A 25,980-nucleotide genomic window follows, 5' to 3' on the forward strand; every position below is an offset into this window, starting at 1 on the left:
GCGGTAGGAGCGGCCCCCCGGCCGCGACGGGTTGCCGCAAGGGCGCGCGGCCGGAGTGATGATGAAGCCGTAGGGTCCGCTGTGCGGACCACAGACCTCGCCGTTGGCTGATGGGTCGGGATTATGATCAAGGCCGCGGTTACGCCATCTCGCGGGCGGGAAAAATAGCGGATTGCGGAGTTGCGGAGACAGTATACTTAACTCTCAGCCGCGGTTCCGGGGGGCAATTCAGGGGGCCGCTTGCGTAATTCAGGCTGTGCGACAGACGCAATTAAGTAAACTGTCCCCGGAACCCCTCAATTAAGTAAACTGTCCCCCGAAACCCTGGAAGCCTGGTTAGGCTTAGATCTTATTCTATATTGCACGCCAAAATTCTTGCACGCGACGAATTTTCGGCGATAGAATCCTCTCATAATTATTTTTCTGAGGTGAATGTATGTACCTAGGCATGACAGATGAAGACTATAGAAAAGTATATGACACTACACCCAGGATAGTCGGGGAACGAATTGGCTTATCTTCGGCATCAGACTTATCGACAGAAGAAGTATTGGGCCAGATTGAAATTAATGATAGTACTGCTTTTAAAATAATGGAAATTTTCAGATCTACATATTCTGAATGGTGGGATCTGAGTAAGCAAATTGCTGAGACTGACGATCCAAAGAGGCTGTCGGACTTAAGGAATCAGCTTAAGACTAAAATTTTTGCTCGGGACGAAATAAGAAAATCTCTTATTAGCTATCTAAACTTCAAATATGGTAAAGCAAATGGCAATAATTAAAGCTTACCACGCAGGTAGCGCAGATGAGATTGAGAAATTTCTACTCGGATCTCTATATATTAAGCAGTCTTACAATGATAACAATTGGTTGGGTAATGGATTGTATTTTTGGGAGAACGATTCACGAAGAGCCGAGAATTGGCAAATACAAAAAGGAAAGGGCTCGATACTTGAGTGCGAAATTGATACTGGCGATCTATTAAATCTGCTAGAAGATAATGATGAGGCTACTGGCTTTTTTGCCAATGCCCGATCGCTTTCTGACAGGCATAGAGCAACGCATTCAAACAATAAAGCCGCGCAGCGATTCGAGCTTGATTGTAAGATTTTCAATGTATTAAAGGCTGACTTTCAAACAAGATTTGCTGGGGTTCGAATGGCTTTCTATTTAGGCGAATCGGTATCAGAAAATGGAAACTTATATACTGACCAACATATCCAGGTGTGTTTATGGGACCTTTCAGTAATACAAAATCCCAAAAAATATATACCATGTGAGTGGTAAAAACAAAAGCGGGGGTAGCGCGGCTTGGCAAAGAAAAAATTAGGATGGGGGCAAAAGGGGTCAGGGTCGAATGGCACTGACTTAGCCGCAAGCATAGCAGAAACAGTCGGTTATGACACGGCGAAGCGAGCGAAAAACCGCTCCGGTCCGGGCAGAAGCCGGGAAACACCGCGGAACATGCTGCTTCCACCCCAGTGACCGCCTGTCGATCCTGCTGTAACTAGCTGAGTTATAAGTGCCGCGGCTTAAGTCAGTGCCATTCGGGTCGGCACCCTTTATAGGCGGGCTGGGGTCAAGCTTTGCAATCAAGCATCCGGAGCACGATGCAAGAATGCCTGTTTGCAAGACCTGACTCCCGCTCCTTATTGACCCCCGCTCCCTTGCGCGGTGGAAACTCCGTCTGGCAATGGTTGCCCGCCCGTCCGTAATCGAGCACTGGTCCCAGTGCGGAGCGGGGTAACCCGAGAACAACATCCGGGGCCGGCGTGCATAGAGAATTCTGAACTGCGAGTCAAAATGGCCAAGGTCTACATTGAGACGTCGATTGTTTCTTACCTTACAGCCCGACCGTCCGGTAACCTGATCGCTGCTGCTTGGCAAAAGGAGCCGACTGATGGGAGTCAACGAATATGACTGATCAGACGCTGCAAGAGCTTTGGAAAATCAAGGACGATATCGCCAAAGAACATAACTACGATGTGGATTCCCTCGTAGGGTACCTCCGTTCCAAGCATTCAGCAGGAGCCGCAAGCACTCCCCGACCCGATCAAAGGGAAGGCGGTGACAGGCCACGGTTTCGCGTCTTGCCGAGAGGAAGAAGTACCTAGCCGCAGGCGGGTCTTGCAATCACGCATTTCGGCAACCTGTCGCGTATGCCGGATTGCGAGACTTAACCCCGAGCATTCCCTCATCGGCCAGGCTGGTATGCCCAACCACACTGAGGCGCTACACGTAATGTTATGAATACGTTTCTGGAAATTGAGAGGCAAGTGCTGGCTCTGCCTGACGTGGAGCGGGAGCAACTCGCAACGTTGGCTTGGGAAAGTCTGGTTGTTGATCCCCGCGTGGCTGGCAATCGTAACATCGACCCGGAGGGTATTGAAATTGCGGCGCAACGAGACGCGGAAATCGAGTTTGGCGTAGTCCAAACCATAGGTCATGCCGAGTTTCTGAGGCTTACCGGTAGCGGCTCGGAATGAAGGTTGAATATCACCCTCGTACCGTATCTGATCTTAATGACGCCGTTGCGTACTACAACAAGCAACGTGACGGACTCGGGGCCGAGTTTCGATCTGAGATCTATGCAGCCATCGCCCGCGTCAGTGCCAACCCGTTCCAGTATGCCATGGTCGAGGGCGGCATTCGCCGCTGTTTCGCGCACCGTTTTCCATACTCTGTCTTGTTTCGCCTTGTCAACGAAGAAGAGATCCGCATACTTGTCATCCGCCATCACCGCCGCCATCCCAGTTTTGGCCTTGATCGACGGTAAGCCGAGAGATGAAGAAAAAGGCGTCGTTTGAAGTGGAAAAGGGCTCGAAACCCTTTTCGGACTGGATCGCTGTTCTTTCTGCGATGATAAACCCGATTGGGGGATTGCGATGACCACCGTACAAATCGAAATGCCGGATGAGATTGCCAGCGAGTTCTATCGGCGCGCACCTCATCCGGAACGCCGGGTAGAGCTGGCCGAGCGCATTTTCAGAGAGTATTTCTCCGCCCATAATGCAGCAGAATCAGAGCTTGACCTAGTCAACCAGCATGCCGACGAGTTGAACCGCGAGGCAGAGGATGTATTGGGCTACCAGGTGCTGCCTTGATTAGGGGCGATCTCTACCGGGTCGCGCACCCATCCGGGCGCGATCCGAAAAGATCTCGCGTTTTCGTCGTGGTGAGCAGGCAAGTTCTTATCGAGTCGCGCTTTTCTACCTTGACGAACTCGCACAGGCGCTTGCCGCGGCTCTTGAGATCGAATGCGTCTAACAAGCCCGCATCAAGCGGAACGCGACAGCGATTCCGCCATTGAGCAACTCGCCTGCCGGGCGGGGGCAGGTCTTCAGCGGGCGTCTCATTTAAGCGTCAGCGGGTGGGCGGGGTGCGGCGGGGGCCGGACTTAATCGTCGTTCCGGCCACTGGAGGTCAGGTCTTGCCGTGAAAGTCGCGCAGCGACGCTGTGGGAGCGGCTTCAGCCGCGACGGGCCGCGCCGGGAACGCGGCATCGGCGTTCGCCGCGGTACCGCATCGCGGCCGGAGGCCGCTCCGACAACCTGACGCAATTGCTCCGACCATTGGCGTAGGGTGCGCCGTGCGCACCTTGAGGGGCTGCGGTTGATCGCCGCGGCCAGGGTTTCGGTTGGCGCCAAGGTGCGCACGGCGCACCCTACGGTTGCGGTGCGGTTAATCGTCTGAGCATTTCCGTCGTGCGGTACTAGCGAGACCTCGTCGCGGCTGAAGCCGCTCCCACAGTGTCGCTGCGCGACTTTCATGGACGAAGGCAGCGCGGGATTCGGTGGACTGCGTTGGCGTTTGTCCACCTTGGGGCCGGCGTTATGATCAAGGCCAGCGCAGTGGTGCAGCGCACATGCAGGCAGTGCCGCTTCCCGGCGAAGCGAATCCTGCTCTCGTCGGCGTCCTGGATCAGGTCGCCGATCCGGTGCTTGGTCCGCGCAGCGGACCCTACGGGGGCGGAGCCAGACCCCAGGGTCCGAGTGCGGACCGAGGACCTTGCGTCAGCGGGGTGCCGGGGCCGTCATGGGGGTCGCTCCAGCGGTCGCGTCAGCAGCGGGACCTGTGCCCCTGCCGCCCGGACAGTCCGAGTGTCGGTGCGCGTCTGACTGTAAAAACAAACGCTTGAGCGAGGCGCCGTCGCGTAGCGCGGCCCGTGGGTCGCGGTGCCAGGGTCCGCCCACCCTGGGCTCCCCTTATAGTAAGGGTGAGCGTGATCGACGGGCCTGGGCGGCCGGGACGGGGACGGCTGATCTTAGGGAACGCAAGCCCCGGCGACTCGGGGTGGGACAGGCATGGGGGGCTGCGGCGAGGTCGGGCGGACGTGCGAGCGCCTTAACGTCCGCGTCGACGGCCGCTGACCCGGGGGCCGGCGGCACCCGCGGACCCGAGCAGGCGGCAACCGACCCTCGCCCGGCGAGTGCCGCGTGCCGCGCTGGACCGGCCCGACTCCCGAATCGCCCGATCCGCGGATAACCTGATTGACACCCCTGGGAAGCATCCCTATACTGCGCGGTCTTGGCTGGCCGGCTTACACGCCGGCCTGACTATTTCACCATCCGGTACCGATTCCGGGGCTTGGTCCGGACCCGTCCGGTCCCCGAAGCAACCGAATCCTCCCCGTGCGGGGCTGTCGTCCTCACCTGGCTCTCAGGGCAGGCGGTGGCGATTTTGTCGCAAGCGAATTGCTGCGTTGAGACTGGCGCGAGGGCGCCGCTGGAGACCGATTGAATGGCAACGATCAACCAACTGGTGCGCAAGCCTCGCAAGCGCGACGTTGAAAAGAGCAACGTGCCGGCGCTGGAGTCGTGCCCGCAGCGCCGGGGTGTCTGTACCCGTGTGTACACCACGACGCCGAAGAAGCCGAACTCGGCCCTGCGTAAGGTTGCCCGTGTGCGCCTCACCAACGGCTTTGAGGTCGCTTCCTACATCGGCGGCGAAGGGCACAACCTCCAGGAGCACTCCGTGGTGCTGATCCGCGGTGGGCGCGTCAAGGACTTGCCGGGTGTGCGTTACCACACCATTCGCGGCACCCTCGATACCTCCGGGGTCGAGAAGCGCCGCCAGGGCCGGTCCAAGTACGGCGCCAAGCGTCCGAAGAAATAATCTCCGTCGGCGCTGTCCTGGTCTCTTAAATGGGGCACAGGGCAGCGCGGCGCAAGTACCCAGTCACGTAGGTCGGAGCCTAGAAGATGCCCAGAAGACGCGTAGCCGCACGCCGTCAGATCCTGCCGGATCCCAAGCACGGAAGCGAGTTGTTGACCAAATTCATCAATATGCTGATGGAAGACGGCAAGAAGTCGGTCGCCGAGCGGATTATCTATACCGCGCTGGACCAGGTTGCGACCAAGAAGGGCGGTCCTCCGATCACCCTCCTGGAGCAGGCGATGGACAACGTGCGCCCGGTCGTCGAGGTCAAGTCCCGACGCGTCGGCGGTGCGACCTATCAGGTCCCGGTCGAGGTGCGGCCGACCCGGCGCAACTCGCTCGCCATGCGGTGGCTGATCGATGCAGCGCGCAAGCGCTCCGAGAAGTCGATGGCCTTGCGGCTGGCCGGCGAATTGATGGATGCCGCTGATTCCCGGGGCTCCGCCGTCAAGAAGAAGGAAGATACCCACCGGATGGCAGAGGCGAACAAGGCCTTCTCTCATTACCGCTGGTAGTTGTCGGCTCGCAGTTCTTTTTTTACTTGCAGGACGGAAATAGTCGTGGCACGCAGCACCCCCATCGAGCGCTATCGCAACATTGGTATCATGGCGCACATCGACGCCGGAAAGACCACCACGACCGAGCGCGTCCTGTATTACACCGGCGTGTCCCACAAGATCGGTGAGGTGCACGACGGCGCCGCTACCATGGATTGGATGGTGCAGGAGCAGGAGCGCGGCATCACGATCACGTCGGCCGCCACCACCTGTTTCTGGAAGGGCATGGATCTCGGCCGTCCCGAGCACCGGATCAATATCATCGACACCCCCGGACACGTCGACTTCACCATTGAGGTGGAGCGCTCGTTGCGCGTCCTGGACGGGGCCTGCGCCCTGTTCTGTGCGGTCGGCGGTGTCGAGCCCCAGTCCGAGACCGTGTGGCGCCAGGCCAATAAGTACGGCGTGCCGCGTCTGGGTTTCGTCAATAAGATGGACCGCATGGGGGCCAACTTCCTGCGCGTCGTACAGCAGTTGAAGGACCGCCTGGGTGCGACCCCGGTCCCGCTGCAGCTGCCGATCGGCGCCGAAGAGAACTTCGTGGGCGTGGTCGATCTGGTCAAGATGAAGGCGATCATCTGGGACGAAGAGTCCAAGGGCATGAAGTTCGAGTACGTCGAGATCCCGGCGGAGATGCTCGACGAATGCAACGAATGGCGTGAAAAGATGATCGAGGCCGCTGCCGAGGGCAGCGAAGAGTTGATGGAGAAGTACCTGGAAGGGATCGCACTGACGGAGGAGGAGATCAAGTTCGGCATCCGCGCGCGCACCCTAAAGAGCGAGATCACGCCGATGCTGTGCGGCTCCGCCTTCAAGAACAAGGGCGTGCAGGCGATGCTGGACGGCGTGTTGGATTACATGCCCTCGCCGCTCGACGTGCCCGCGATTACCGGCATCCTGGACGACAAGGACGAGAGCCAGGGCGAGCGCCCGGCCTCGGACGACGCCCCCTTTGCGGCCCTGGCGTTCAAGATCGCGACCGACCCCTTTGTCGGGACCCTGACCTTTTTTCGCGTCTATTCGGGCGTCCTGAACTCCGGTGACAGCGTCTACAACCCGGTGCGGGGCCGCAAAGAGCGCCTCGGGCGGATGCTCCAGATGCACGCCAACGATCGTCAAGAGATCCGGGAGGTCCATGCCGGCGATATCGCCGCGGCGGTGGGTCTCAAGGATGTCACGACCGGGGATACTCTGTGTGACCTGAATCAGGTCATCACCTTGGAGCGCATGGAGTTTCCGGAGCCGGTCATCTCGGTAGCCGTGGAGCCGAAGACCAAGAGCGACCAGGAGAAGATGGGCATGGCCCTGCAGAAGCTGGCCCAGGAAGACCCGTCCTTCCGCGTCCGCACCGACGAGGAGTCGAGCCAGACCATCATCTCCGGCATGGGTGAACTGCACCTGGAGATCATCGTCGACCGGATGCGGCGTGAATTCCATGTGGAGGCCAATGTGGGCGCGCCGCAGGTCAGCTACCGTGAGACGATCCGCAACGCGGTGCAGCAAGAGACCAAGTTTGCCCGGCAGACCGGTGGGCGCGGCCAGTATGGTCACGTCTACATCAAGCTGGAACCGCAGGAGGCCGGCAAGGGCTACGAGTTCGTCAACGGCATCGTTGGCGGCGTCATCCCCAAGGAGTATATCCCGGCGGTCGATAAAGGTATCCAGGAGGCGATGCGTAACGGTATACTGGCCGGCTTCCCGGTGGTGGACGTCAAGGTCACCCTCTACGACGGCTCGTATCACGAAGTGGATTCGAGCGAAATGGCGTTCAAGATCGCCGGCTCCATGGCCTTCAAGGAGGCCTGCGCCAAGGCCAAACCGAAGCTGCTGGAACCGATCATGAAGGTCGAGGTGGTCACGCCCGAAGAGAACATGGGCGATGTCATGGGCGACCTGAACAGCCGCCGCGGCACGATCCAGGGCATGGAAGACACGGTGACCGGCAAGACCATCCGCGCCGAGGTGCCTTTGGCCCAGATGTTCGGGTATGCCACGGACCTTCGTTCCGCCACTCAGGGGCGGGCGACCTATAGTATGGAGTTCGCCAAGTACAACGAGGTTCCCGCCAGCATTGCCGAGGCGGTTGCCAAGAAACAGTAACGAGTGATACGGGAAGATCGGGATGTCCAAAGAAAAATTTTCGCGCACCAAGCCGCACCTGAACGTGGGCACGATCGGTCACGTCGATCATGGCAAGACCACGCTGACGGCCGCCATCACCATGCACCAGGCGAAGAAATTCGGTGGTGTGGCGCGCGCCTATGACCAGATCGACAACGCCCCGGAAGAGCGCGAACGCGGCATCACGATCGCCACGGCGCACGTCGAATACGAAAGCAAGGCGCGCCACTATGCGCACGTCGACTGCCCCGGACACGCCGACTACATCAAGAACATGATCACCGGCGCGGCGCAGATGGATGGCGCCATCCTGGTGGTGGCGGCGAGCGACGGCCCCATGCCGCAGACCCGCGAGCACATCCTGCTGGCGCGCCAGGTCGGGGTGCCCAGCATCATCGTCTACCTGAACAAGGTCGACCTGGTCGATGACGAGGAACTGCTGGAACTCGTGGAGATGGAGGTGCGCGAGCTCCTGGTCAAGTATGAGTTCCCGGGCGACGACACCCCCATCATCCGCGGCTCGGCCCGGCTGGCGATGGAAGGCGACACCGGCGAGTTGGGCACCCAGTCCATCGATCGGCTGATGGAGGCGCTCGACAGCTTCATTCCGCAGCCGGTACGGGCGATCGACGGTCCCTTCCTGATGCCGATCGAGGACGTGTTCTCGATCTCCGGGCGCGGCACCGTGGTGACCGGGCGCGTGGAGCGCGGTGTGGTCAAGGTCGGTGAGGAGGTCGAGATCGTCGGCATCCACGACACCACCAAGACCATCTGCACCGGGGTGGAGATGTTCCGCAAGCTGCTCGATCAGGGGCAGGCCGGGGACAACATCGGCGTGCTGTTGCGCGGCACCAAGCGGGAGGACGTGGAGCGCGGCCAGGTGTTGGCCAAGCCCAAGAGCATCACCCCGCACACCCACTTCGAGGCCGAAGTGTACATCTTATCCAAGGAAGAAGGCGGGCGTCACACCCCGTTCTTCAACGGTTACCGTCCGCAGTTCTACTTCCGCACCACCGACGTCACGGGTGCCTGCACCCTGCCGGAGGGCATCGAGATGGTGATGCCGGGGGACAACGTGAAGATGGTGATCAAGCTGATCAACCCGATTGCCATGGAAGACGGGCTGCGTTTCGCCATCCGTGAGGGTGGCCGCACCGTCGGCGCCGGCGTGGTCGCGAAGATTCTCGAATAGTCATTAGTCGTCATTCGGCTGTAAGGTCGCGCCGCGAGGATTATCGGGGGTTTCCCCGGTCCTCGCTGCCCGGCCCCCGGCCTCTCTTTCTTAGGCCAGTAGCTCAATTGGCAGAGTAGCGGTCTCCAAAACCGCGGGTTGGGGGTTCGAGTCCCTCCTGGCCTGCCATTCAACCATCGCCCCTCACTCCACCCCGAGGCGACCCGTCACCCCATGACATCAAGCGTTGAGGTCAAAGTCGCCAGCTTGGATATCGCCAAGCTGGCTGGTGCCGCATTGTTGCTGATTCTCGGCATCTTTGCCTTTTATTACTTCGCGGCCTGGTCGGGGCTGCTGCGGGTCGTGGGGCTGCTGGTCATCAGCGGTGGAGCGGCGGCGCTCGCGTTGCAGACGCAGCCGGGGCGTGCCCTGTGGCAGTTCATTGCCGACGCCCGCATGGAAGTGCGCAAGGTCGTCTGGCCCACCCGCCAGGAAACCATCCAGACCACTTTGGTGGTGATGGCCATGGTCGTGGTGGTCGCCCTGGTGCTGTGGCTGTTTGATTCCGTATTGATGGGCATCCTGAGGCTCCTCACCGGCCAAGGAGGCTGACAGTGTCCAAACGTTGGTATGTGATTCACGCCTATTCCGGGTTTGAAGGTCAGGTCAAGCGCTCACTCGATGAACGGGTCCGCCGTGCGGGTCTGGAAGACCTGTTCGGGACCGTGTTGGTCCCGACCGAGGAGGTCGTGGAGATGCGCAACGGCCAGCAGCGCAAGAGCGAGCGCAAATTCTTCCCGGGATATGTGTTGGTGCACATGGAAATGACCGACGAGACCTGGCACCTGGTCAAGAGTGTGCCCAAGGTCATGGGCTTCATCGGCGGCACCGGTGACCGCCCGGCCCCGATCCCGGACAACCAGGCGGACGCGATCCTCAAGCGCATGCAGGACGGCGTCGAGAAGCCGCGTCCGAAGGTGCTCTATGAGCCCGGTGAGGTGGTGCGCGTCGTCGATGGACCCTTCACCGACTTCAACGGGGTCGTGGAAGAGGTCGATTACGACAAGAGTCGGGTGAAGGTTTCGGTCCTGATCTTCGGGCGCTCGACACCGGTGGACCTGGAGTTCTCTCAAGTCGAAAAGGGCTAGGTAACAAGTCGAAAACCAGTTCGATCGTTGTCGTTGTCGTTGTCGTATTCGTATTCGTATTCGGAGAAGCGCTGCAATTTGGTGTGCGAGAAAATCCGGGGCGTTACGATAATCTCGACAACGACAACGACAACGACAACGAAGCGACCAGCATTTCCGTACATTGATTCTTTCTGGCCCCGGCGCGGGGCCTAACACGGGGAGCCAGGGTGTGAACCCCCGGCGCTACTACCCAACCGGAGATAAAGCATGGCGAAAAAGATAAACGCCTACATCAAGTTGCAGGTCAAGGCGGGGATTGCCAATCCCAGCCCGCCGGTGGGTCCCGCACTTGGTCAGCACGGCGTCAACATCATGGAGTTCTGCAAGGCATTCAATGCCCGCACGCAGGAAATCGAGCAGGGTATGCCGATTCCGGTGGTCATCACCGTCTATTCGGACCGCAGTTTCACCTTCATCACCAAGACCCCGCCGGCCTCGGTCCTGCTGAAGAAGGCGGCCGGGATCCCGAAGGGCAGCGCGGTACCCCATGCCACCAAGGTGGGCACGGTGACACGCGAGCAGCTCGAGGCGATCGCCACGACCAAGATGCCGGACCTGACGGCGGCGGGGTTGGACGCGGCGGTGCGTACCATCGCGGGCAGCGCCCGTTCCATGGGTCTGGACGTCGAGGGGGTGCTGTAATCATGGCCAAGCAGAGCAAGCGGCAAACCGAGATCCGCACGCGCATCGAGCGGGGCAAGGCGTATCCGGCCGAAGAGGCCTTTGGCCTCCTGAAGGAGGTCTCCCGCATCAAGTTCGTCGAGAGCGTCGATGTGGCGGTGAACCTGGGCGTCGACCCGCGCAAGTCCGACCAGGTGGTCCGCGGTTCCACCGTCCTGCCTCACGGGATCGGCAAGACCGTGCGGGTTGCGGTCTTCGCGCAAGGCGCCAATGCCGAGGCGGCGACCGCGGCCGGCGCGGATCGCGTCGGCTTCGAGGACCTGGCCGAGGAGATCAAGGGCGGCAAGATGGACTTCGACGTGGTCATCGCCTCCCCGGACGCCATGCGCGTGGTCGGTCAACTCGGCAAGATCCTGGGTCCCCGCGGCCTGATGCCGAACCCCAAGGTCGGTACCGTCACCGCCGACGTCGCCGAGGCGGTACGCAATGCCAAGGCGGGCCAGGTTCGCTACCGTACCGATAAGGGCGGCATCATCCATTGCCCCCTGGGGCGGGTGGACTTCGAGCCGGTCAAGCTGCGTGAGAACCTGGAGGCACTGCTGACCAACCTGATGAAGGCGAAGCCCAGCAGTTCCAAGGGGATCTATATGCGCAAGGTCACGGTCTCGACCACCATGGGGCCGGGCCTCGTGGTGGATCATCTGCCGCTCCTTTAGTTCTTCGGGTCCGGCCGCGGGCGGCCGGACACATCTTTGGGGCCCCGACCTGGTCGGGGACCGTCAAAGACCGCAGGTGGCGCGGTGACCGGGAGGGACCCGGACGGTGCGCCTTAATGACGTGAGATGCCTGCGCAGACGGTGCTCCCGAATCACATTGTTGATGACGGCGCACTGCACAGCGTTTCGGTTGGCCGGGAAATGGCTGACCAATGACGCAGCCCGACCTTGCGGTCGGGTGGACCTTTGTGGAGAGGTGACGACAGTGGCGCTGAATCTTGCGCAGAAAGAAGCAATCGTCGCCGAAGTTGCGGAAGTCGCACGGGGCGCCTTTTCGGCCGTCGGGGCCGAGTACCGGGGCCTGACCGTCGGGCAGATCACGAAATTGCGCGTCGAGGCGCGCAAGGTCGGGGTCTATGTCCGGGTGGTCAAGAATACCCTGGCCCGGCGCGCGCTGGAAGGCACGGATTTCGCGTGTATGCAGGAAGGGCTCAAGGGCCCGCTGATCCTGGCATTCGCGAACGAAGATCCGGGTGCCGTAGCGCGGGTCGCGGAGGCCTTTGCCAAGGACCACGACAAGTTCCGGGTGCGCCTGGTGGCTGTCGGGGGCAAATTGCTCGACCCCTCAAAGCTCGGTGATCTGGCCAAGATGCCGACCCGCAATCAGGCCTTGAGCCTGTTGCTGGCGGTGATGAAGGCCCCGGTCCAGAAGCTTGCAGCGACGATCAACGAGGTACCGGGCAAACTCGTCCGCACCCTCGCCGCAGTTCGCGATGCCAAAGAGGCCGCCTGAAGCGCGCGCCTCGTTCAAATGCAATGTGATTTAAGGAGACAGGCAAATGGCCGTTTCGAAAGAAGAGATCCTTGACGCGATCGGTAACATGACCGTGCTGGAGGTCGTCGACCTCATCAAGATGATGGAAGAGAAGTTCGGTGTCACCGCCGCCGCGGCGATGGTCGCCGGCCCCGCCGCGGCCGCGGCCGAGGTCGTCGAGGTCGAGGAGCAGACCGAGTTCAACGTGATCCTCACCTCCTTCGGTGCGAACAAGGTGGGCGTGATCAAGGCGGTGCGGGCGCTCACCGGTCTGGGGCTGAAGGAGGCCAAGGATGCGGTCGAAGGCGTGCCCAATACGATCAAGGAAGCGGTTTCCAAGGCCGATGCCGAAGAGGCCAAGAAGCAGCTCGAGGAGGCCGGCGCCACCGTCGAAGTGAAGTAACGGCGCATTGCGTCGCGACCGTTCTTCACGGACGTACCAGGCTGGCGGCGATTTGCCGCCGGCCTTTTGCCGTTTGCTTGAGAACGGCAGTCCACTGCTAGTCCGCGGGCGATCTGTCAGGCGCCGTGGTGACTCTGCCCGCAGGCCCCCGAGGCCATCAGACGGCCCCGAGTCCCGCGTGGTCGACGCTCCGCAATCCGGTCCCCATCCGGGTCCGATCAAAGTTTTTCGAGGGAAGGCATAATGGCTTATTCGTTCACCGAAAAAAAGCGCATCCGTAAAGACTTCGGCAAGCGTCCGACGATCCTGGACGTGCCCTTCCTCCTGGCGACCCAGATCGAGTCCTACCGCGAGTTCCTGCAGGCCGATGCGGCGCCCAAGAAGCGGCTGGACGAGGGCCTGCACGCGGCCTTCAAGACCGTGTTCCCGATCGAGAGCTACTCGGGCTACGCGGTGCTGGAATATGTGAGCTACCGTCTCGGGGAGCCGCCCTTCGACGTGCGCGAATGCCACCTGCGCGGGGCGACCTACGCCGCGCCCCTGCGCGTGCTGCTGCGCCTCGTGATCTATGACAAGGAGGCGCCGGCCGGCGCCAAGGTGGTGAAGGACATCAAGGAGCAGGAGGTCTACATGGGCGAACTGCCGCTCATGACCGAGACCGGCACCTTCATCATCAACGGCACCGAGCGGGTCATCGTCTCCCAGCTCCACCGCTCCCCGGGCGTCTTCTTCGACCACGACAAGGGCAAGACCCACTCCTCGGGCAAGCTCCTGTTCTCGGCGCGGGTGATCCCCTACCGCGGGTCCTGGCTGGACTTCGAGTTCGATCCCAAGGACAACGTCTTCGTGCGTATCGACCGGCGCCGCAAGCTGCCGGCGACCATCGTCCTGCGCGCCCTGGGGTACGGGGTCGAGGACATCCTCGAGCGCTTTTTCGAGACCGACACCTTCCGTTTCTCGGGCGACGAGGTCTCCCTGGACCTGGTGCCCGAGCGGCTGCGCGGCGAGACCGTCGGTTTCGACGTGAAGATCGGCGAGCAGGTGATCGTGGAGGCCGGCCGGCGCGTCACCGCCCGCCATATCCGCGAGCTGCAGAAGGCCGGTGTGGAGCGTCTGGAGGTGCCGCCGGACTTCATGGTCGGCCGTGTCGTGGCGCGCGCCCAGGTGGATAAGGCCACCGGCGAGGTCATCGCCGAGGCCAACACGGCGCTCACCCGCGAGCTGATGGCGCTCCTGATCGCCAAGGGCATCGATCATGTCGAGACCCTGTTCGTCAACGATCTGGATCAGGGACCCTATATCTCCGAGACCCTGCGCATCGACCCGACCACCACCGAACTGGAGGCCATGGTCGAGATCTACCGGATGATGCGCCCCGGGGAGCCGCCCACCAAGGACGCGGCCCAGAATCTCTTCCACAACCTCTTTTTCACCCCGGACCGCTATGACCTGTCCGCGGTCGGGCGCATGAAATTCAACCGCCGGCTCGGGCGCCCCTCCGAGGAGGGCCCGGGCGTGCTCTATGACGGGCGCTATTTCAGCGGCCGGACCGACGCCTTCTCGGTCGCCCTGCGCAACGAGAACGGTGAGACGTCCGACATCATCGACGCGCTCAAGATCCTGGTGGAACTGCGCAACGGCCGCGGCACCGTGGATGACATCGACCACCTGGGCAACCGGCGCATCCGCTGTGTCGGCGAGATGGCGGAAAACCAGTTCCGGGTCGGTCTGGTGCGGGTCGAGCGCGCGGTCAAGGAGCGCCTGTCGCTGGCCGAGTCCGAGGGTCTGATGCCCCAGGAGTTGATCAACGCCAAGCCGGTGTCGGCCGCGATCAAGGAGTTCTTCGGCTCCAGCCAGCTCTCCCAGTTCATGGACCAGAACAACCCGCTCTCGGAGGTCACCCACAAGCGGCGCGTCTCCGCGCTCGGCCCCGGCGGACTCGCGCGTGAGCGCGCCGGCTTCGAGGTGCGTGACGTGCATCCGACCCACTATGGCCGGGTCTGCCCGATCGAGACCCCGGAAGGCCCGAACATCGGTCTGATCAACTCGCTTGCGGTCTTTGCCCGGACCAATCGCTACGGTTTCCTGGAAACCCCCTACCGCAAGGTCGAAGGCGGCCGGGCCGGCATGGAGATCGATTACCTCTCCGCCATCGAGGAGGGCAACTTCGTCATCGCCCAGGCCAATGCGACCCTGGACGCGAATGGCCTTCTGACCGACGCCCTGGTGTCCTGCCGACACTTGAACGAGTTCACCATGAAGGCCCCGGACGAGGTCCAGTACATGGACGTCTCACCTAGGCAGATCGTCTCGGTGGCGGCCTCGCTGATCCCCTTCCTGGAGCACGACGACGCCAACCGCGCCCTCATGGGCTCCAACATGCAGCGCCAGGCAGTGCCGACCCTGCGCGCCGAAAAGCCCCTGGTGGGCACCGGCATGGAGCGGGCAGTGGCCAAGGACTCGGGCGTGGTGGTGCGGGCGCGCCGCGGCGGTGCCATCGAATCGGTGGACGCCGCGCGGATCGTGGTGCGGGTCAACGACGAGGAGGCCGAGCCGGGGGTGCCTGGGGTCGATATCTACACCCTCACCAAGTACACGCGCTCCAACCAGAACACCTGCATCAACCAGCGTCCGCTGGTGAAGCCCGGGGATAGCATTGCCAAGGACGACGTACTGGCGGACGGCCCCTCCACCGACATGGGCGAGCTGGCCCTGGGCCAGAACCTGCGCGTCGCCTTCATGCCCTGGAACGGCTACAACTTCGAGGACTCGATCCTGATCTCCGAGCGGGTGGTCCAGGAGGACCGTTTCACCAGCATCCACATCGAGGAGCTGACCTGTCTGGCCCGCGACACCAAGCTGGGGCCCGAGGAGATCACGAGCGATATCCCCAACGTCGGCGAGTCGGCCCTGTCGAAGCTCGACGAGTCGGGCATCGTCTATGTGGGTGCCGAGGTCCGCGACGGCGACATCCTGGTCGGCAAGGTGACCCCCAAGGGCGAGACCCAACTCACCCCCGAGGAAAAGCTGCTGCGCGCCATCTTCGGCGAGAAGGCGTCCGACGTGAAGGACACCTCGCTGCGGCTGCCCTCCGGCATGACCGGCACCGTGGTCGACGTGCAGGTCTTCACCCGCGACGGGGTGGAGCGCGACAAGCGCGCCCAGCAGATCCAGGACCAGGAGCTCGACCGGGTGCGCAAGGACTTCGCCGACCAGGCGCGCATCATGGAGAACGACACCTTCCAGCGGGTGGAGCGCATGCTGATCGGTAAGGTCGCCGACGGCGGCCCCGGCACGCTCAAGCCCGGCTCCAAGATCACCAAGACCTATCTGGCGGACCTCATCGAGAAGGGGTCGCGTGACCGCTGGTTCGAGATCCGCATGCACAGCGAGGAGGTGGCCGTGCAGCTCGAGGCGGTCGCCAATCAGATCAAGCTGCAGCGTGAGGAGTTCCGCGACCGCTACGAGGTCAAGAAGCGCAAGATCGCGAGCGGCGATGATCTGGCCCCCGGCGTGCTCAAGATGGTCAAGGTCTATGTCGCGGTCAAGCGGCGCATCCAGCCGGGCGACAAGATGGCCGGGCGCCACGGCAACAAGGGCGTCATCTCCAAGGTCGTGCCGGTGGAGGACATGCCCTTCTCCGCGGACGGCGAGCCGGTGGACATCGTCCTGAATCCACTCGGTGTGCCGTCGCGTATGAACGTGGGCCAGATCCTGGAGACGCACCTGGGCTGGGCGGCCAATGGTCTGGGGGTCAAGATCGAGCGCCTGCTGCGCTCGCAAACGGCGGTGGCCGAGTTGCGCGACTTCCTGGACAAGGTCTACAACACCAGCGGACGCAAGGAGGATCTCGCGAGCTTCACCGACGAGGAAATCCTGGAACTGTCGCGCAACCTGGTCAAGGGCGTGCCGCTCGCGACCCCGGTCTTCGACGGCGCCACGGAGGACGAGATCCGGTACATGCTGGCGCTCGCCGAGCGCGACAACACCGCCCAGGGCATCCCCTGCGGCCAGAGCCTGTTGCGTGACGGACGCACCGGCGACCCCTTCGAGCGCCCGGTGACCGTCGGCTATATGTACATGTTGAAGTTGAACCACCTGGTCGACGACAAGATGCACGCCCGCTCCACCGGCCCCTACAGCCTGGTGACCCAGCAGCCCCTGGGCGGCAAGGCGCAGTTCGGGGGTCAGCGCTTCGGGGAGATGGAGGTCTGGGCCCTGGAGGCCTATGGCGCGGGCTATACGCTGCAGGAGATGCTCACGGTCAAGTCCGACGATGTGAACGGGCGCACCAAGATGTACAAGAACATCGTCGACGGCGACCACCGCATGGAGGCCGGGATGCCGGAGTCCTTCAACGTGCTGGTGAAGGAGATCCGCTCGCTCGGGATCAACATCGAACTGGAACAGGACTGAACGTAGGAGCGGACTGAGCAGCGGTTCAGTGATTCAAGAAGAGGAATTTAGCCGCAAATGAACGCAAAATGACGCAAATGATGGTTGCCTGTTGCATGTCGCCCCCTCTCGCTCAGGGTGCCGCCCGTAACCAGGTGGACAATCTGTTTTATTTGCGCTTATGTGCGTTCATTTGCGGCAAGAAATTCTCTTCCCATTGAACCGCTCTTCAGCGTCGCGACTCACGCCACCATGGGCCCGGGGCGGGCCTCCTACGTCAAGCTGGGAGATCGTGAATTGAAAGACCTTCTGAAGATTATCAAGCAGCAGGGCCAGGCCCTCGAATTCGATGCGATCAAGATCGGGCTGGCCTCGCCCGAGATGATCCGTTCCTGGTCCTTCGGTGAGGTGAAGAAGCCCGAGACCATCAACTACCGCACCTTCAAACCGGAGCGCGACGGGCTCTTCTGCGCCAAGATCTTCGGCCCCATCAGCGACTACGAGTGCGTCTGCGGCAAGTACAAGCGCCTGAAGCACCGCGGCGTGGTGTGCGAGAAGTGCGGCGTGGAGGTGACGCTCGCCAAGGTCCGGCGCGAGCGCATGGGTCACATCGATCTGGCGAGCCCGGTGGCCCACATCTGGTTCCTGAAGTCCCTGCCCTCGCGCATCGGGCTCCTGCTCGACATGACGCTGCGCGACATCGAGCGCGTGCTCTATTTCGAGTCCTTCGTGGTCATCGATCCCAACATGGTGCCGAACCTGGAGCGCAACCAGTTGCTGACGGATGAGCAATATCTGGAGGCCCTGGAGGAGAACGGGGACGAATTCGACGCCCGCATGGGCGCCGAGGCGATCTATGAACTCCTGCGCACCATCGACGTCCAGGCCGAGGTCCGGCGGATGCGCGAGGAGATCGAGACCACCAACTCCGAGACCAAGATCAAGAAGCTCGCCAAGCGCCTGAAGCTCATGGAGTCGCTGATCGGCTCCGGCAACCGGCCCGAGTGGATGATCCTGACCGTGCTGCCGGTACTGCCCCCGGAGCTGCGCCCCCTGGTGCCGCTCGACGGTGGGCGCTTCGCCACCTCGGATCTCAACGACCTCTACCGGCGCGTCATCAACCGCAACAATCGCCTGAAGCGGCTGTTGGATCTCGTGGCCCCGGATATCATCGTGCGCAACGAAAAGCGCATGTTGCAGGAGGCGGTCGACGCCCTGCTGGACAACGGACGGCGCGGCCGTGCCATCACCGGCACCAACAAGCGCCCGCTCAAATCGCTGGCGGACATGATCAAGGGCAAGCAGGGGCGCTTCCGCCAGAATCTGCTCGGCAAGCGCGTCGATTACTCGGGCCGTTCGGTCATCGTGGTCGGCCCGACGCTGCGCCTGCACCAGTGCGGCCTGCCCAAGCGCATGGCCCTGGAACTCTTCAAGCCCTTCATCTTCAGCAAGCTGCAACTGCGCGGTCTGGCGGCCACCATCAAGGCGGCCAAGAAGATGGTGGAGCGCGGCACCCCGGAGGTCTGGGATATCTTAGAAGAGGTGATCCGCGAGCACCCGGTGATGTTGAATCGCGCCCCCACCCTGCACCGCCTGGGCATCCAGGCCTTCGAGCCGGTGCTGATCGAGGGCAAGGCGATCCAACTGCATCCGCTCGTCTGTACCGCCTTCAACGCGGACTTTGACGGCGACCAGATGGCGGTGCATGTGCCCCTGTCGCTGGAGGCGCAGATCGAGGCGCGCGCCTTGATGATGGCGAGCAACAACATCCTCTCGCCCGCCAACGGCGAGCCGATCATCGTGCCCTCGCAGGACGTGGTGCTGGGGCTCTATTACACGACGCGCGAGCGGGTCAACGCCAAGGGCGAGGGCAGCGTCTATTGCGATATCGACGAGGCGCGGCGCGCCTACGAGACCGGCCACGCGGACCTGCAGGCGCGGGTGCGGGTGCGCATCCGCGAGGTCATCAAGGAGGAGGACGACACCCTGCGCGAGGTCGTGAGCATCAAGTCGACGACGCTCGGGCGCGCGCTGGTGTTCGCCATCGTCCCTGATGGCCTGCCCTTCGACCTGGTGGACCGGGCGCTCGGCAAGAAGGCGATCTCCAAGCTCATCAACACCTGCTATCGCCGCCTGGGGCTGAAGGCGACCGTGGTCTTCGCCGACCAGATCATGTACATGGGCTTCCGCATGGCCACCCGTTCGGGTGTCTCCATCGGCCTGGACGACATGACGGTCCCGGAGGAGAAGCCCGCCATCCTGGCCGAGGCCGAGAAGCAGGTAAAGGAGATCGAGGAGCAATATGCCTCGGGCCTGGTCACCAACGGCGAGCGCTACAACAAGGTCATCGACATCTGGTCCCACACCAACGACCAGGTGGCCAAGTCCATGATGTCGAAGCTGGGTAAGGAGACGGTCCCGGACCGTGACGGCAACCTGGTGCAGCAGGACTCCTTCAACTCCATCTATATGATGGCCGACTCCGGTGCCCGCGGCTCGGCCGCCCAGATCCGTCAGCTCGCCGGGATGCGCGGGCTCATGGCCAAGCCCGACGGTTCCATCATCGAGACCCCGATCACGGCCAACTTCCGTGAAGGGCTCAACGTCATCCAGTACTTCATCTCCACCCACGGCGCCCGCAAGGGCCTGGCGGATACGGCGCTCAAGACCGCCAACTCCGGTTATCTCACCCGCCGGCTGGTGGACGTGGCCCAGGACATGGTGGTGCTGGAGACCGACTGCGGGACCGAGAAGGGGCTGCTGATGTCGCCCATCATCGAGGGCGGCGACGTGGTCGAGCCCCTGCGTGAGCGGGTGCTGGGGCGCGTGGTGTCCACGGACGTCTATGTCCCGGGGACCGACGAGCTGATCTGCGCCGCCGGGTCCATGCTCGACGAGTCGATGGTGGAGCGCTTCGCGGTGGCCGGTATCGACCAGTTGCGGGTACGCTCGCCCATCACCTGTCAGTCGCGCATCGGCGTCTGCGCCCAGTGCTACGGGCGCGATCTGGCGCGCGGGCACCGGGTCAACATGGGCGAGGCGGTGGGGGTCATCGCCGCCCAGTCGATCGGCGAGCCCGGCACCCAGCTCACCATGCGGACCTTCCACATCGGCGGCGCGGCCTCCCGGACGGCCGCCGTCAGCAGCATCGAGATGAAGAACGGCGGGTCGATCCGGCTGCACAACATCAAGACGGTGCGCCACCACACCGGCAACCTGGTCGCGGTCTCGCGCTCCGGCGAATTGACGGTGGTCGACGACAAGGGCCTGGAAAAGGAGCGCTACAAGGTCCCCTACGGGGCGACCCTGCGGGTGGCGGACGGCGACATCGTGGTCGGCGGCCAGGTGGTCGCCAACTGGGACCCGCATACCCACCCGGTGGTCACCGAGGTGGCCGGCAAACTGGAGTTCGAGGACTTCATCGAGGGTGTGACGGTGCAGGCCCAGGTCGACGACGTGACCGGGCTGACCTCGCGCGTGGTCATCGACCCCAAGCAGCGCCCGGCCACCGGCAAGGACCTGCGCCCCATGATCAAGCTGCTGGGCGAGGACGGCAAGGCGCTCAACCTGGTCGGCACGGATCTGCCCGCAGTCTACTTCCTGACGGCGAACGCCATCGTCAGCGTCGAGGACCTGGCGCACGTCGGGGTCGGCGACATCCTGGCGCGTATCCCGCTGGAGTCCAGTAAGACGCGCGACATCACCGGCGGTCTGCCGCGGGTCGCGGATCTGTTCGAGGCGCGCAAGCCCAAGGAGCAGGCGCTCTTGGCGGAGGCCAGCGGCACCATCGGCTTCGGCAAGGACACCAAGGGCAAGCAGCGGCTCGTCATCACCAAGGACGACGGCGAGACGGTCGAGGAACTGATCCCCAAGTGGCGCCACGTCAACGTCTTCGAGGGCGAGCGCGTGGAGCGCGGCGAGGTGATCGCCGACGGCGAACTCGCCTCCCACGACATCCTGCGGCTCAAGGGCGTCACCGCGCTGGCCGAATATCTGGTCAAGGAGATCCAGGACGTCTACCGGCTCCAGGGCGTGAAGATCAACGACAAGCACATCGAGGTCATCGTCCGCCAGATGCTGCGCAAGGTCGAGATCGTCTCCCCCGGCGACACCCGGCTGTTGCGCGGCGAACAGGTGGAATACAGCCACATGATGGACGAGAACGCGCGGGTCATTGCCGACGGCAAGGAGCCGGCCCTCTATGAGCCCCTGCTGCTGGGCATCACCAAGGCCTCGCTCGCCACCGAGTCATTCATCTCGGCGGCCTCGTTCCAGGAGACCACCCGGGTCCTGACTGAGGCCGCGGTGCGCGGCTCCAACGACCGCCTGACCGGCCTCAAGGAAAACGTCATCGTCGGCCGTCTGATCCCCGCCGGCACCGGGCTCGCCTACCACAACGAGCGCAAGCGCCTGCGCCGCGAGCAGGACCGCGCCTCCGGCAAGATCGAGATGGACACCGAGGAGTTGGAAGAGGCGCTGAAGAAGGCGCTCAATACCTCCGAGGGCTAAGGAGAGGAGCGGGGGCGTCCCGCCCCCGCGCAATTCCGGTCGGATGGCCGACAGCGAGTCGCCAGGGACGGCATCCCCATCGCGCAATACCGTTGCGAGATTGCGCAAGTGTTCCGTCATTCCGGCAGGATGCCGGAATCCAGGGCCATGGACGGTAGGCCGCGGTCGACCGCGACCTCTAAGGGAATGATTTTCTTCTCGTAACATCGCTCCAGCGGTGTTACGTCTGGGTCGGGCGCTGTGCGCGACGCGGCCCCGCGGTGGTACCTTCGCTTTCTCACTCCAGAATCGGTCCGACCTCGTCGGTCGCCTTGTCGAAATCCCTGCCTTGACACTCCCCGACCAACTCGCATACGCTCGTATGCTATCCAATCAATCACTTGGATATCCAGCCATGACCCGTAAAGAAGCAGCAGAAAATATCCGGAGCATGCGCGAATACCGGCGTAAGGTCACTTCTTCTAAAGAAGCGGCGATCGCTGCGCTGAAAAGGGCAGGAATTTTTACCAGCACCGGCAAAGTTGCTGATCCCTACAAAGCCCTCTGGCCTGCAACGCCAAAGTAATCGCTTCCTCCAAGAAGCCTGGTACCCGGTTTTAGCTTCTCTTGCGTATCGACCCCAACGGGGTCGAACATACCAGCCCAGGGCAACGCCCTGGGTATGGGTTAACGCAGAGCTTAGCCCTGAAAGGGCGTGACATAACGGCGTGGCTCCTTATGTCACGCCCTTTCAGGGCTAGGCCGAATCAACAACACTATCCCAGGGCGTGGCCCTGGGCTGGTATATCGCGCCCCTTCGGGGCTTGAGCGGGCGCAAGAATAGATCTGTAGGCTGGGTAGCGCGCAGCGAAACCCAGCAATCAATGTCTTATACGCACGCCTGCGCTACAGAGGCGCTCAGGGTCGTGTTGCGCTCGGCGGCGGCGATGCGCGCCCGCCGGTAGGTCTCTTCATCGACAGAAAGCGTGATGTTCTTCAACGCTCCAGGTCCTCAAGCGGCATCGGCCGTCACGGGATAGATGACATCCTCACGCAGGGCTTGAGTCGCAAACGCCAGTGCAGCACGAATATCCTCGAGCCCAAGCCGCGGGTTGGCCGCGATGATCTGCTCCTGAGATTCCCCCGCGGCAAGCCGCTCCAGGATGGACTCGACCGTGATCCGGGTCCCGGCGATGGTCGGTTTACCCATCATCACGTTCGGATTTGAGACGATAGCCATCAGAATGCACTTGACCATCGGGCGATGGTGGCGATATCCCTTTGCATCGACTCTACGACAAACGTAGACTCTCGTCCGCATTTTGTTGTTGGGAAAAAATGCGGCAGTGCCGGTAAGTTCGGCATTGCGAGGCCCAAAGGACCGAGAAACTCGGTGCATAACCGGAACCGATTTGAGCCTGGCCCCATTTTCTTCGGGGCTGTGTTAGGGGCTAAAGTAGTTGACGAGAGGTCCCGGTTAGGCGATATTCGCTGGGCCGCGGTTTTGGTCGGTCAATACACTGGATGCGATAGATCAAAGGTGGCACTGGGACACGATCGTCACATTGAGACGGTCGCTATTGACAACGATCATGACATCCTGTTGGGCAACGCTATGTGCAATTGGTTTCGCACCCTCATCCTCTTCCCGGTAATGCTGGGGGTCGGCGGCAACGCCACTGCCGGCCTGATTCCGGTGACCTGGTTCGCTCCCACCCAACCGGGGAACAGCAACGCCAACTTCCCTACCGGCACCCTCTACTCAAACAATTTCGGTGTGGCATTCCAGACCGGTCCGGGGAGCGGCTACGCCGTCGACTGGGTGAGTCTCCTCCTGAATACATCTACCGTGTCGGGGGGTCCCACCGCAACGGTCAAGCTCTCGCTGCGCGACACCACCAACGCGACGGCCTATTCGGCCGTGGCCGGGTCTACGGAGTATGCGGTGGACACGCTGTCATTTCAGCTCCCCACGACGACCTCGACTAATTTCACGCTCGCCCTGGATGAGGCCCAGATCCCCAACATCGCGAACTATGTGATGTCGGGCAACACCGCCTACGCGCTCATTCTGTACGACCCTTCCGTGAACTTCGGCATGGGTCGGCAAACCGGGTATGCGCTGAACACGACCAACAACTACTACACCGTGGGGGCAGGATTCACGGCGCTCGACACCTTCCGCAACAACACCGCTAACTACTCCAATAACGCCAACAGCTTCCCCACGCTGTCGATTTCGTTCGGGAGCACGCAGACGGTCCCCGTCCCCTCGACCCTGGCCCTGGCTGTCGCCATGGTACCGGGCTGGTGGTTCGCGCGGCGGCGCCGGCAGGCAGACCGGGGGTAAAGGGGTCAATACCCTTTACGGTGAAACCCAATGAGGGCGCCTGTGCGGCTCGACAATGCCGGGCGCTTCGGGGACAGTTTATTGGACCCGTTCGGTTATAAAACAATCCTGATCTTCGCCTGAAAAGCGAGCGCGCACCAGGATCGTCGTGCTAATTCGCTGGGGCAGCAGATGCGCGCGCCGCTTTAAGCTAAAGAGCTATTGGGAGCGGAAAGATCGATCAGTGCCATTCTCCATGAGAGGCAAGAAAGAACAAGCATGGCGAATAAGCTTCTCATCGCACTGATAGGCCTGGTCGGCATCTTAGTCATGCTTGCCGGACTCGACCGATATTTCTTCAGTAAGAGAATCTCCGCTGTTGATCCCAAGGCGCTTTATTACAATGTGAAGTCTGTGATCGCGCAAGCCCAGATGCAGTCAGTGGGGGCGGCCCCGTTCGGCACTGCTGCAGCGGCCGAGTTTGGGTCTTACGGAATGTGTCAATGAAAATGAGACGCCGGGGCGTCGAAATTAGTGTTGCTCGGGAGACTTCTGGGGGTCGACCGAGCCAGCCGCTGGCGGGTTGATCCAGACCGCTGTTGGGGGCTGCAAGGGGGACGGCGGCTTGCCCTTGAAGCGTAGCGGGTTGGCCGCGAAGGCGGCGTCGAGGGTCTGGGAGCGGACCTCAAGGATTGCTGCGGTGCGGCCGTAGTGGACATCGGCCGGGGTCATGAAGGCGATCCCCGAGTGGCGATGCGCATGGTTGTACCAGTGGAAGAAGACCTGGCAGTGGGCGCGGGCGTCCTCAATGCAGCCGAAGCACGCGGGGAAGTTGGGTCGATACTTCAAGGTCTTGAAGTGGGACTCGCTGAAGGGGTTGTCGTCACTCACGTAAGGTCGGCTGTGGGACTTGGTGACGCCCAGGTCGGCGAGCAGGAAGGCGACCGGCTTGGACTTCATGCTGGAGCCGCGGTCGGCGTGCAGGGTCAGTTGGCCGGGGTGGATGCCCTGCTTGGCGCAGGTCGCGGCGATGAACTGTTTGGCCAGGGCGGCGGATTCGCACGGCGCGACCATCCAGCCGACCACATGGCGGCTAAAGACATCAATGATCACATAGAGGTAGAAGTAGGTCCACTTGGCCGGACCCTTGAGTTTCGTGATGTCCCACGACCACAGTTGGTTGGGCGCGGTGGCCAACAGTTCCGGCTTGAGGTACTGGGGGTGGCGCAGCACGTTGCGCCGCTCGCGCACCTCGTCCTCGCTGGCTAGGATGCGGTAGAGGGTGCGCACCGAGCAGGGATATTGGCCTTCGTCCAAGAGGGTGGCGTGGATGGTGTGGGGCGAGGCATCGATGAAGCGCTCCGAATGCAGGATGCCCAAGGCGTGCGCGCGTTCCGCGGGCGTCAACTTCAGCGGCGGTGCGGGCCGCACGGGCGGCGCGCTGGCTGGTGCGGCATCGCGGGCGCGCTGCCGATAGAGCGTGGCGCGTGGCACGCCCAGGCTCTGGCAGGCGCGCGCCACGCCGACCTGTGCGCCCAAGGTCGCGGCGGTGGCCATCAAGGTCTGGCGCCGCTCACTGGCGGGCGTGGGTCGATCCCCAAGAGCAGCGAGACTTTTTTTTGGACATCAATGATGGTTTCGGCCTGCACGAGGCGCTGGCGCAGCCACGCGTTTTCCTGCTCCAACTCCGCCACCCGTTGCCCTTGGGGATCGGGCACCCGTGCCTTACGGCCGCGTTTGCGGGCGGTCAGCCCGGCCAGGGCACAGGCCTCACGCTGCTGTCGCCAGCAGGTCAGGTGCGAGGAATACAGCCCCTCGCGGCGCAGCAGGGCGCCGCGCTGGCCAGGCTCACAGCGGTCCGCCTCCTCCAGCACGCCCAGCTTGTACGTGGCTGTGAAGCGGCGTCGGCGGGCCTGGGCCACGACCTCCGGATCGGGCATGGCGGGGGCCGCGGCGGCGCCCGCGCCGGGGGAGGAAACGCCGCTCGCCCTATGGGCTCCCGGCGTTTCCTCCCCC

Annotated in this window: 21 protein-coding genes, 1 tRNA gene and 1 pseudogene; 21 read left to right on the forward strand and 2 right to left on the reverse strand. The window is 62.5% G+C overall.

Annotated features, from left to right (window positions below; translation table 11 throughout):
* Positions 1–436 precede the first annotated feature (436 nt).
* From QZY48_RS18745 to QZY48_RS18835, 19 genes are all read left to right on the forward strand, one after another.
* Positions 437–784 (forward strand): hypothetical protein, encoded by a 348-nt coding sequence (locus QZY48_RS18745; RefSeq protein WP_295434044.1) that lies wholly within the window; start codon positions 437–439, stop codon positions 782–784.
* The gene (locus QZY48_RS18750) at positions 771–1,289 is read left to right on the forward strand and encodes a hypothetical protein (protein ID WP_295434045.1); all 519 of its coding nucleotides are present in this window, start codon (positions 771–773) and stop codon (positions 1,287–1,289) included. The genes QZY48_RS18745 and QZY48_RS18750 overlap by 14 nt, the downstream gene beginning before the upstream one ends.
* Before the next feature lie 959 nt (positions 1,290–2,248).
* Entirely contained in the window at positions 2,249–2,488 is a 240-nt protein-coding gene (locus QZY48_RS18755) for a hypothetical protein (RefSeq protein WP_295434047.1), read from the forward strand.
* The gene (locus tag QZY48_RS18760) at positions 2,485–2,778 is read left to right on the forward strand and encodes a type II toxin-antitoxin system RelE/ParE family toxin (protein WP_295434049.1); all 294 of its coding nucleotides are present in this window, start codon (positions 2,485–2,487) and stop codon (positions 2,776–2,778) included. Before QZY48_RS18755 ends, QZY48_RS18760 begins: the two co-directional genes overlap by 4 nt.
* A 109-nt stretch (positions 2,779–2,887) precedes the next feature.
* Complete coding sequence (locus tag QZY48_RS18765) at positions 2,888–3,106, forward strand: hypothetical protein (RefSeq protein WP_295434051.1); 219 nt, start codon at positions 2,888–2,890, stop codon at positions 3,104–3,106.
* Between the two features lie 1,636 nt (positions 3,107–4,742).
* Positions 4,743–5,117, forward strand: coding sequence for a 30S ribosomal protein S12 (gene rpsL / locus QZY48_RS18770; protein ID WP_100921356.1), 375 nt, complete (start codon positions 4,743–4,745; stop codon positions 5,115–5,117).
* Positions 5,118–5,203: 86 nt separating this feature from the next.
* Positions 5,204–5,674 carry a 30S ribosomal protein S7 gene (gene rpsG, locus QZY48_RS18775; RefSeq protein ID WP_100921355.1) on the forward strand — a complete coding sequence of 157 codons (471 nt, stop codon included), beginning with the start codon at positions 5,204–5,206 and terminating at the stop codon, positions 5,672–5,674.
* Between the two features lie 45 nt (positions 5,675–5,719).
* On the forward strand, positions 5,720–7,816 hold the full coding sequence (gene fusA, locus QZY48_RS18780) for an elongation factor G (protein ID WP_295434053.1): 2,097 nt from the start codon (positions 5,720–5,722) through the stop codon (positions 7,814–7,816).
* 22 nt (positions 7,817–7,838) lie between these two features.
* Positions 7,839–9,029, forward strand: coding sequence for an elongation factor Tu (gene tuf / locus QZY48_RS18785; protein WP_295434055.1), 1,191 nt, complete (start codon positions 7,839–7,841; stop codon positions 9,027–9,029).
* 92 nt (positions 9,030–9,121) lie between these two features.
* A tRNA-Trp gene (locus QZY48_RS18790) sits at positions 9,122–9,197 on the forward strand.
* 45 nt (positions 9,198–9,242) lie between these two features.
* Entirely contained in the window at positions 9,243–9,620 is a 378-nt protein-coding gene (gene secE, locus QZY48_RS18795) for a preprotein translocase subunit SecE (RefSeq protein WP_295434056.1), read from the forward strand.
* A 2-nt stretch (positions 9,621–9,622) separates the two neighbouring features.
* Positions 9,623–10,156, forward strand: coding sequence for a transcription termination/antitermination protein NusG (gene nusG, locus QZY48_RS18800; protein WP_295434058.1), 534 nt, complete (start codon positions 9,623–9,625; stop codon positions 10,154–10,156).
* A gap of 249 nt (positions 10,157–10,405) precedes the next feature.
* Positions 10,406–10,840, forward strand: coding sequence for a 50S ribosomal protein L11 (gene rplK, locus QZY48_RS18805; protein WP_295434060.1), 435 nt, complete (start codon positions 10,406–10,408; stop codon positions 10,838–10,840).
* Positions 10,841–10,842: 2 nt separating this feature from the next.
* Positions 10,843–11,535, forward strand: a complete 693-nt coding sequence (gene rplA / locus QZY48_RS18810; RefSeq protein WP_295434062.1) for a 50S ribosomal protein L1 — start codon at positions 10,843–10,845, stop codon at positions 11,533–11,535.
* 265 nt (positions 11,536–11,800) lie between these two features.
* A complete protein-coding gene (gene rplJ / locus QZY48_RS18815) occupies positions 11,801–12,328 on the forward strand; it encodes a 50S ribosomal protein L10 (protein WP_295434064.1) in 528 nt (175 codons plus the stop codon).
* Positions 12,329–12,374: 46 nt separating this feature from the next.
* Positions 12,375–12,752, forward strand: coding sequence for a 50S ribosomal protein L7/L12 (gene rplL, locus QZY48_RS18820; RefSeq protein ID WP_100918281.1), 378 nt, complete (start codon positions 12,375–12,377; stop codon positions 12,750–12,752).
* A 243-nt stretch (positions 12,753–12,995) separates the two neighbouring features.
* Entirely contained in the window at positions 12,996–17,168 is a 4,173-nt protein-coding gene (rpoB, locus tag QZY48_RS18825) for a DNA-directed RNA polymerase subunit beta (RefSeq protein ID WP_295434065.1), read from the forward strand.
* Positions 17,169–17,444: 276 nt separating this feature from the next.
* A complete protein-coding gene (gene rpoC / locus QZY48_RS18830) occupies positions 17,445–21,656 on the forward strand; it encodes a DNA-directed RNA polymerase subunit beta' (RefSeq protein ID WP_295434066.1) in 4,212 nt (1,403 codons plus the stop codon).
* 394 nt (positions 21,657–22,050) lie between these two features.
* Complete coding sequence (locus QZY48_RS18835) at positions 22,051–22,221, forward strand: hypothetical protein (protein ID WP_157817481.1); 171 nt, start codon at positions 22,051–22,053, stop codon at positions 22,219–22,221.
* Between the two features lie 426 nt (positions 22,222–22,647).
* Here the strand turns inward: QZY48_RS18835 and QZY48_RS18840 are convergent, their stop codons facing one another.
* Positions 22,648–22,875, reverse strand: coding sequence for a DUF433 domain-containing protein (locus tag QZY48_RS18840; RefSeq protein ID WP_295434069.1), 228 nt, complete (start codon positions 22,873–22,875; stop codon positions 22,648–22,650).
* 300 nt (positions 22,876–23,175) lie between these two features.
* Here QZY48_RS18840 and QZY48_RS18845 point away from each other — a divergent pair, with 300 nt between their 5' ends.
* Both QZY48_RS18845 and QZY48_RS18850 read left to right on the forward strand, forming a co-directional pair.
* The gene (locus QZY48_RS18845; RefSeq protein ID WP_295434071.1) at positions 23,176–23,985 is read left to right on the forward strand and encodes a PEP-CTERM sorting domain-containing protein; all 810 of its coding nucleotides are present in this window, start codon (positions 23,176–23,178) and stop codon (positions 23,983–23,985) included.
* A gap of 258 nt (positions 23,986–24,243) precedes the next feature.
* Positions 24,244–24,471, forward strand: a complete 228-nt coding sequence (locus tag QZY48_RS18850; protein ID WP_295434073.1) for a hypothetical protein — start codon at positions 24,244–24,246, stop codon at positions 24,469–24,471.
* Positions 24,472–24,597: 126 nt separating this feature from the next.
* On the opposite strand, the pseudogene QZY48_RS18855 reads toward QZY48_RS18850, so the two are convergent.
* A pseudogene (locus QZY48_RS18855) lies at positions 24,598–25,904 on the reverse strand (IS3 family transposase); the annotation flags it as partial.
* Positions 25,905–25,980: the final 76 nt, after the last annotated feature.

This window comes from uncultured Thiodictyon sp. (genome assembly GCF_903828115.1).
In the GTDB taxonomy this organism is placed as follows: domain Bacteria; phylum Pseudomonadota; class Gammaproteobacteria; order Chromatiales; family Chromatiaceae; genus Thiodictyon.

Coding starts and splice junctions, on each gene's coding strand:
- rpsL (WP_100921356.1), top strand. CDS start 4,743: ATGGCAACGATCAACCAACTGGTGCGCAAGCCTCGCAAGCGCGACGTT.
- QZY48_RS18850 (WP_295434073.1), top strand. CDS start 24,244: ATGGCGAATAAGCTTCTCATCGCACTGATAGGCCTGGTCGGCATCTTA.
- QZY48_RS18755 (WP_295434047.1), top strand. CDS start 2,249: ATGAATACGTTTCTGGAAATTGAGAGGCAAGTGCTGGCTCTGCCTGAC.
- rplK (WP_295434060.1), top strand. CDS start 10,406: ATGGCGAAAAAGATAAACGCCTACATCAAGTTGCAGGTCAAGGCGGGG.
- rplA (WP_295434062.1), top strand. CDS start 10,843: ATGGCCAAGCAGAGCAAGCGGCAAACCGAGATCCGCACGCGCATCGAG.
- QZY48_RS18745 (WP_295434044.1), top strand. CDS start 437: ATGTACCTAGGCATGACAGATGAAGACTATAGAAAAGTATATGACACT.
- QZY48_RS18760 (WP_295434049.1), top strand. CDS start 2,485: ATGAAGGTTGAATATCACCCTCGTACCGTATCTGATCTTAATGACGCC.
- secE (WP_295434056.1), top strand. CDS start 9,243: ATGACATCAAGCGTTGAGGTCAAAGTCGCCAGCTTGGATATCGCCAAG.
- QZY48_RS18840 (WP_295434069.1), bottom strand. CDS start 22,875: ATGGCTATCGTCTCAAATCCGAACGTGATGATGGGTAAACCGACCATC.
- rpoB (WP_295434065.1), top strand. CDS start 12,996: ATGGCTTATTCGTTCACCGAAAAAAAGCGCATCCGTAAAGACTTCGGC.
- QZY48_RS18835 (WP_157817481.1), top strand. CDS start 22,051: ATGACCCGTAAAGAAGCAGCAGAAAATATCCGGAGCATGCGCGAATAC.
- rpsG (WP_100921355.1), top strand. CDS start 5,204: ATGCCCAGAAGACGCGTAGCCGCACGCCGTCAGATCCTGCCGGATCCC.
- QZY48_RS18765 (WP_295434051.1), top strand. CDS start 2,888: ATGACCACCGTACAAATCGAAATGCCGGATGAGATTGCCAGCGAGTTC.
- rplL (WP_100918281.1), top strand. CDS start 12,375: ATGGCCGTTTCGAAAGAAGAGATCCTTGACGCGATCGGTAACATGACC.
- tuf (WP_295434055.1), top strand. CDS start 7,839: ATGTCCAAAGAAAAATTTTCGCGCACCAAGCCGCACCTGAACGTGGGC.
- QZY48_RS18750 (WP_295434045.1), top strand. CDS start 771: ATGGCAATAATTAAAGCTTACCACGCAGGTAGCGCAGATGAGATTGAG.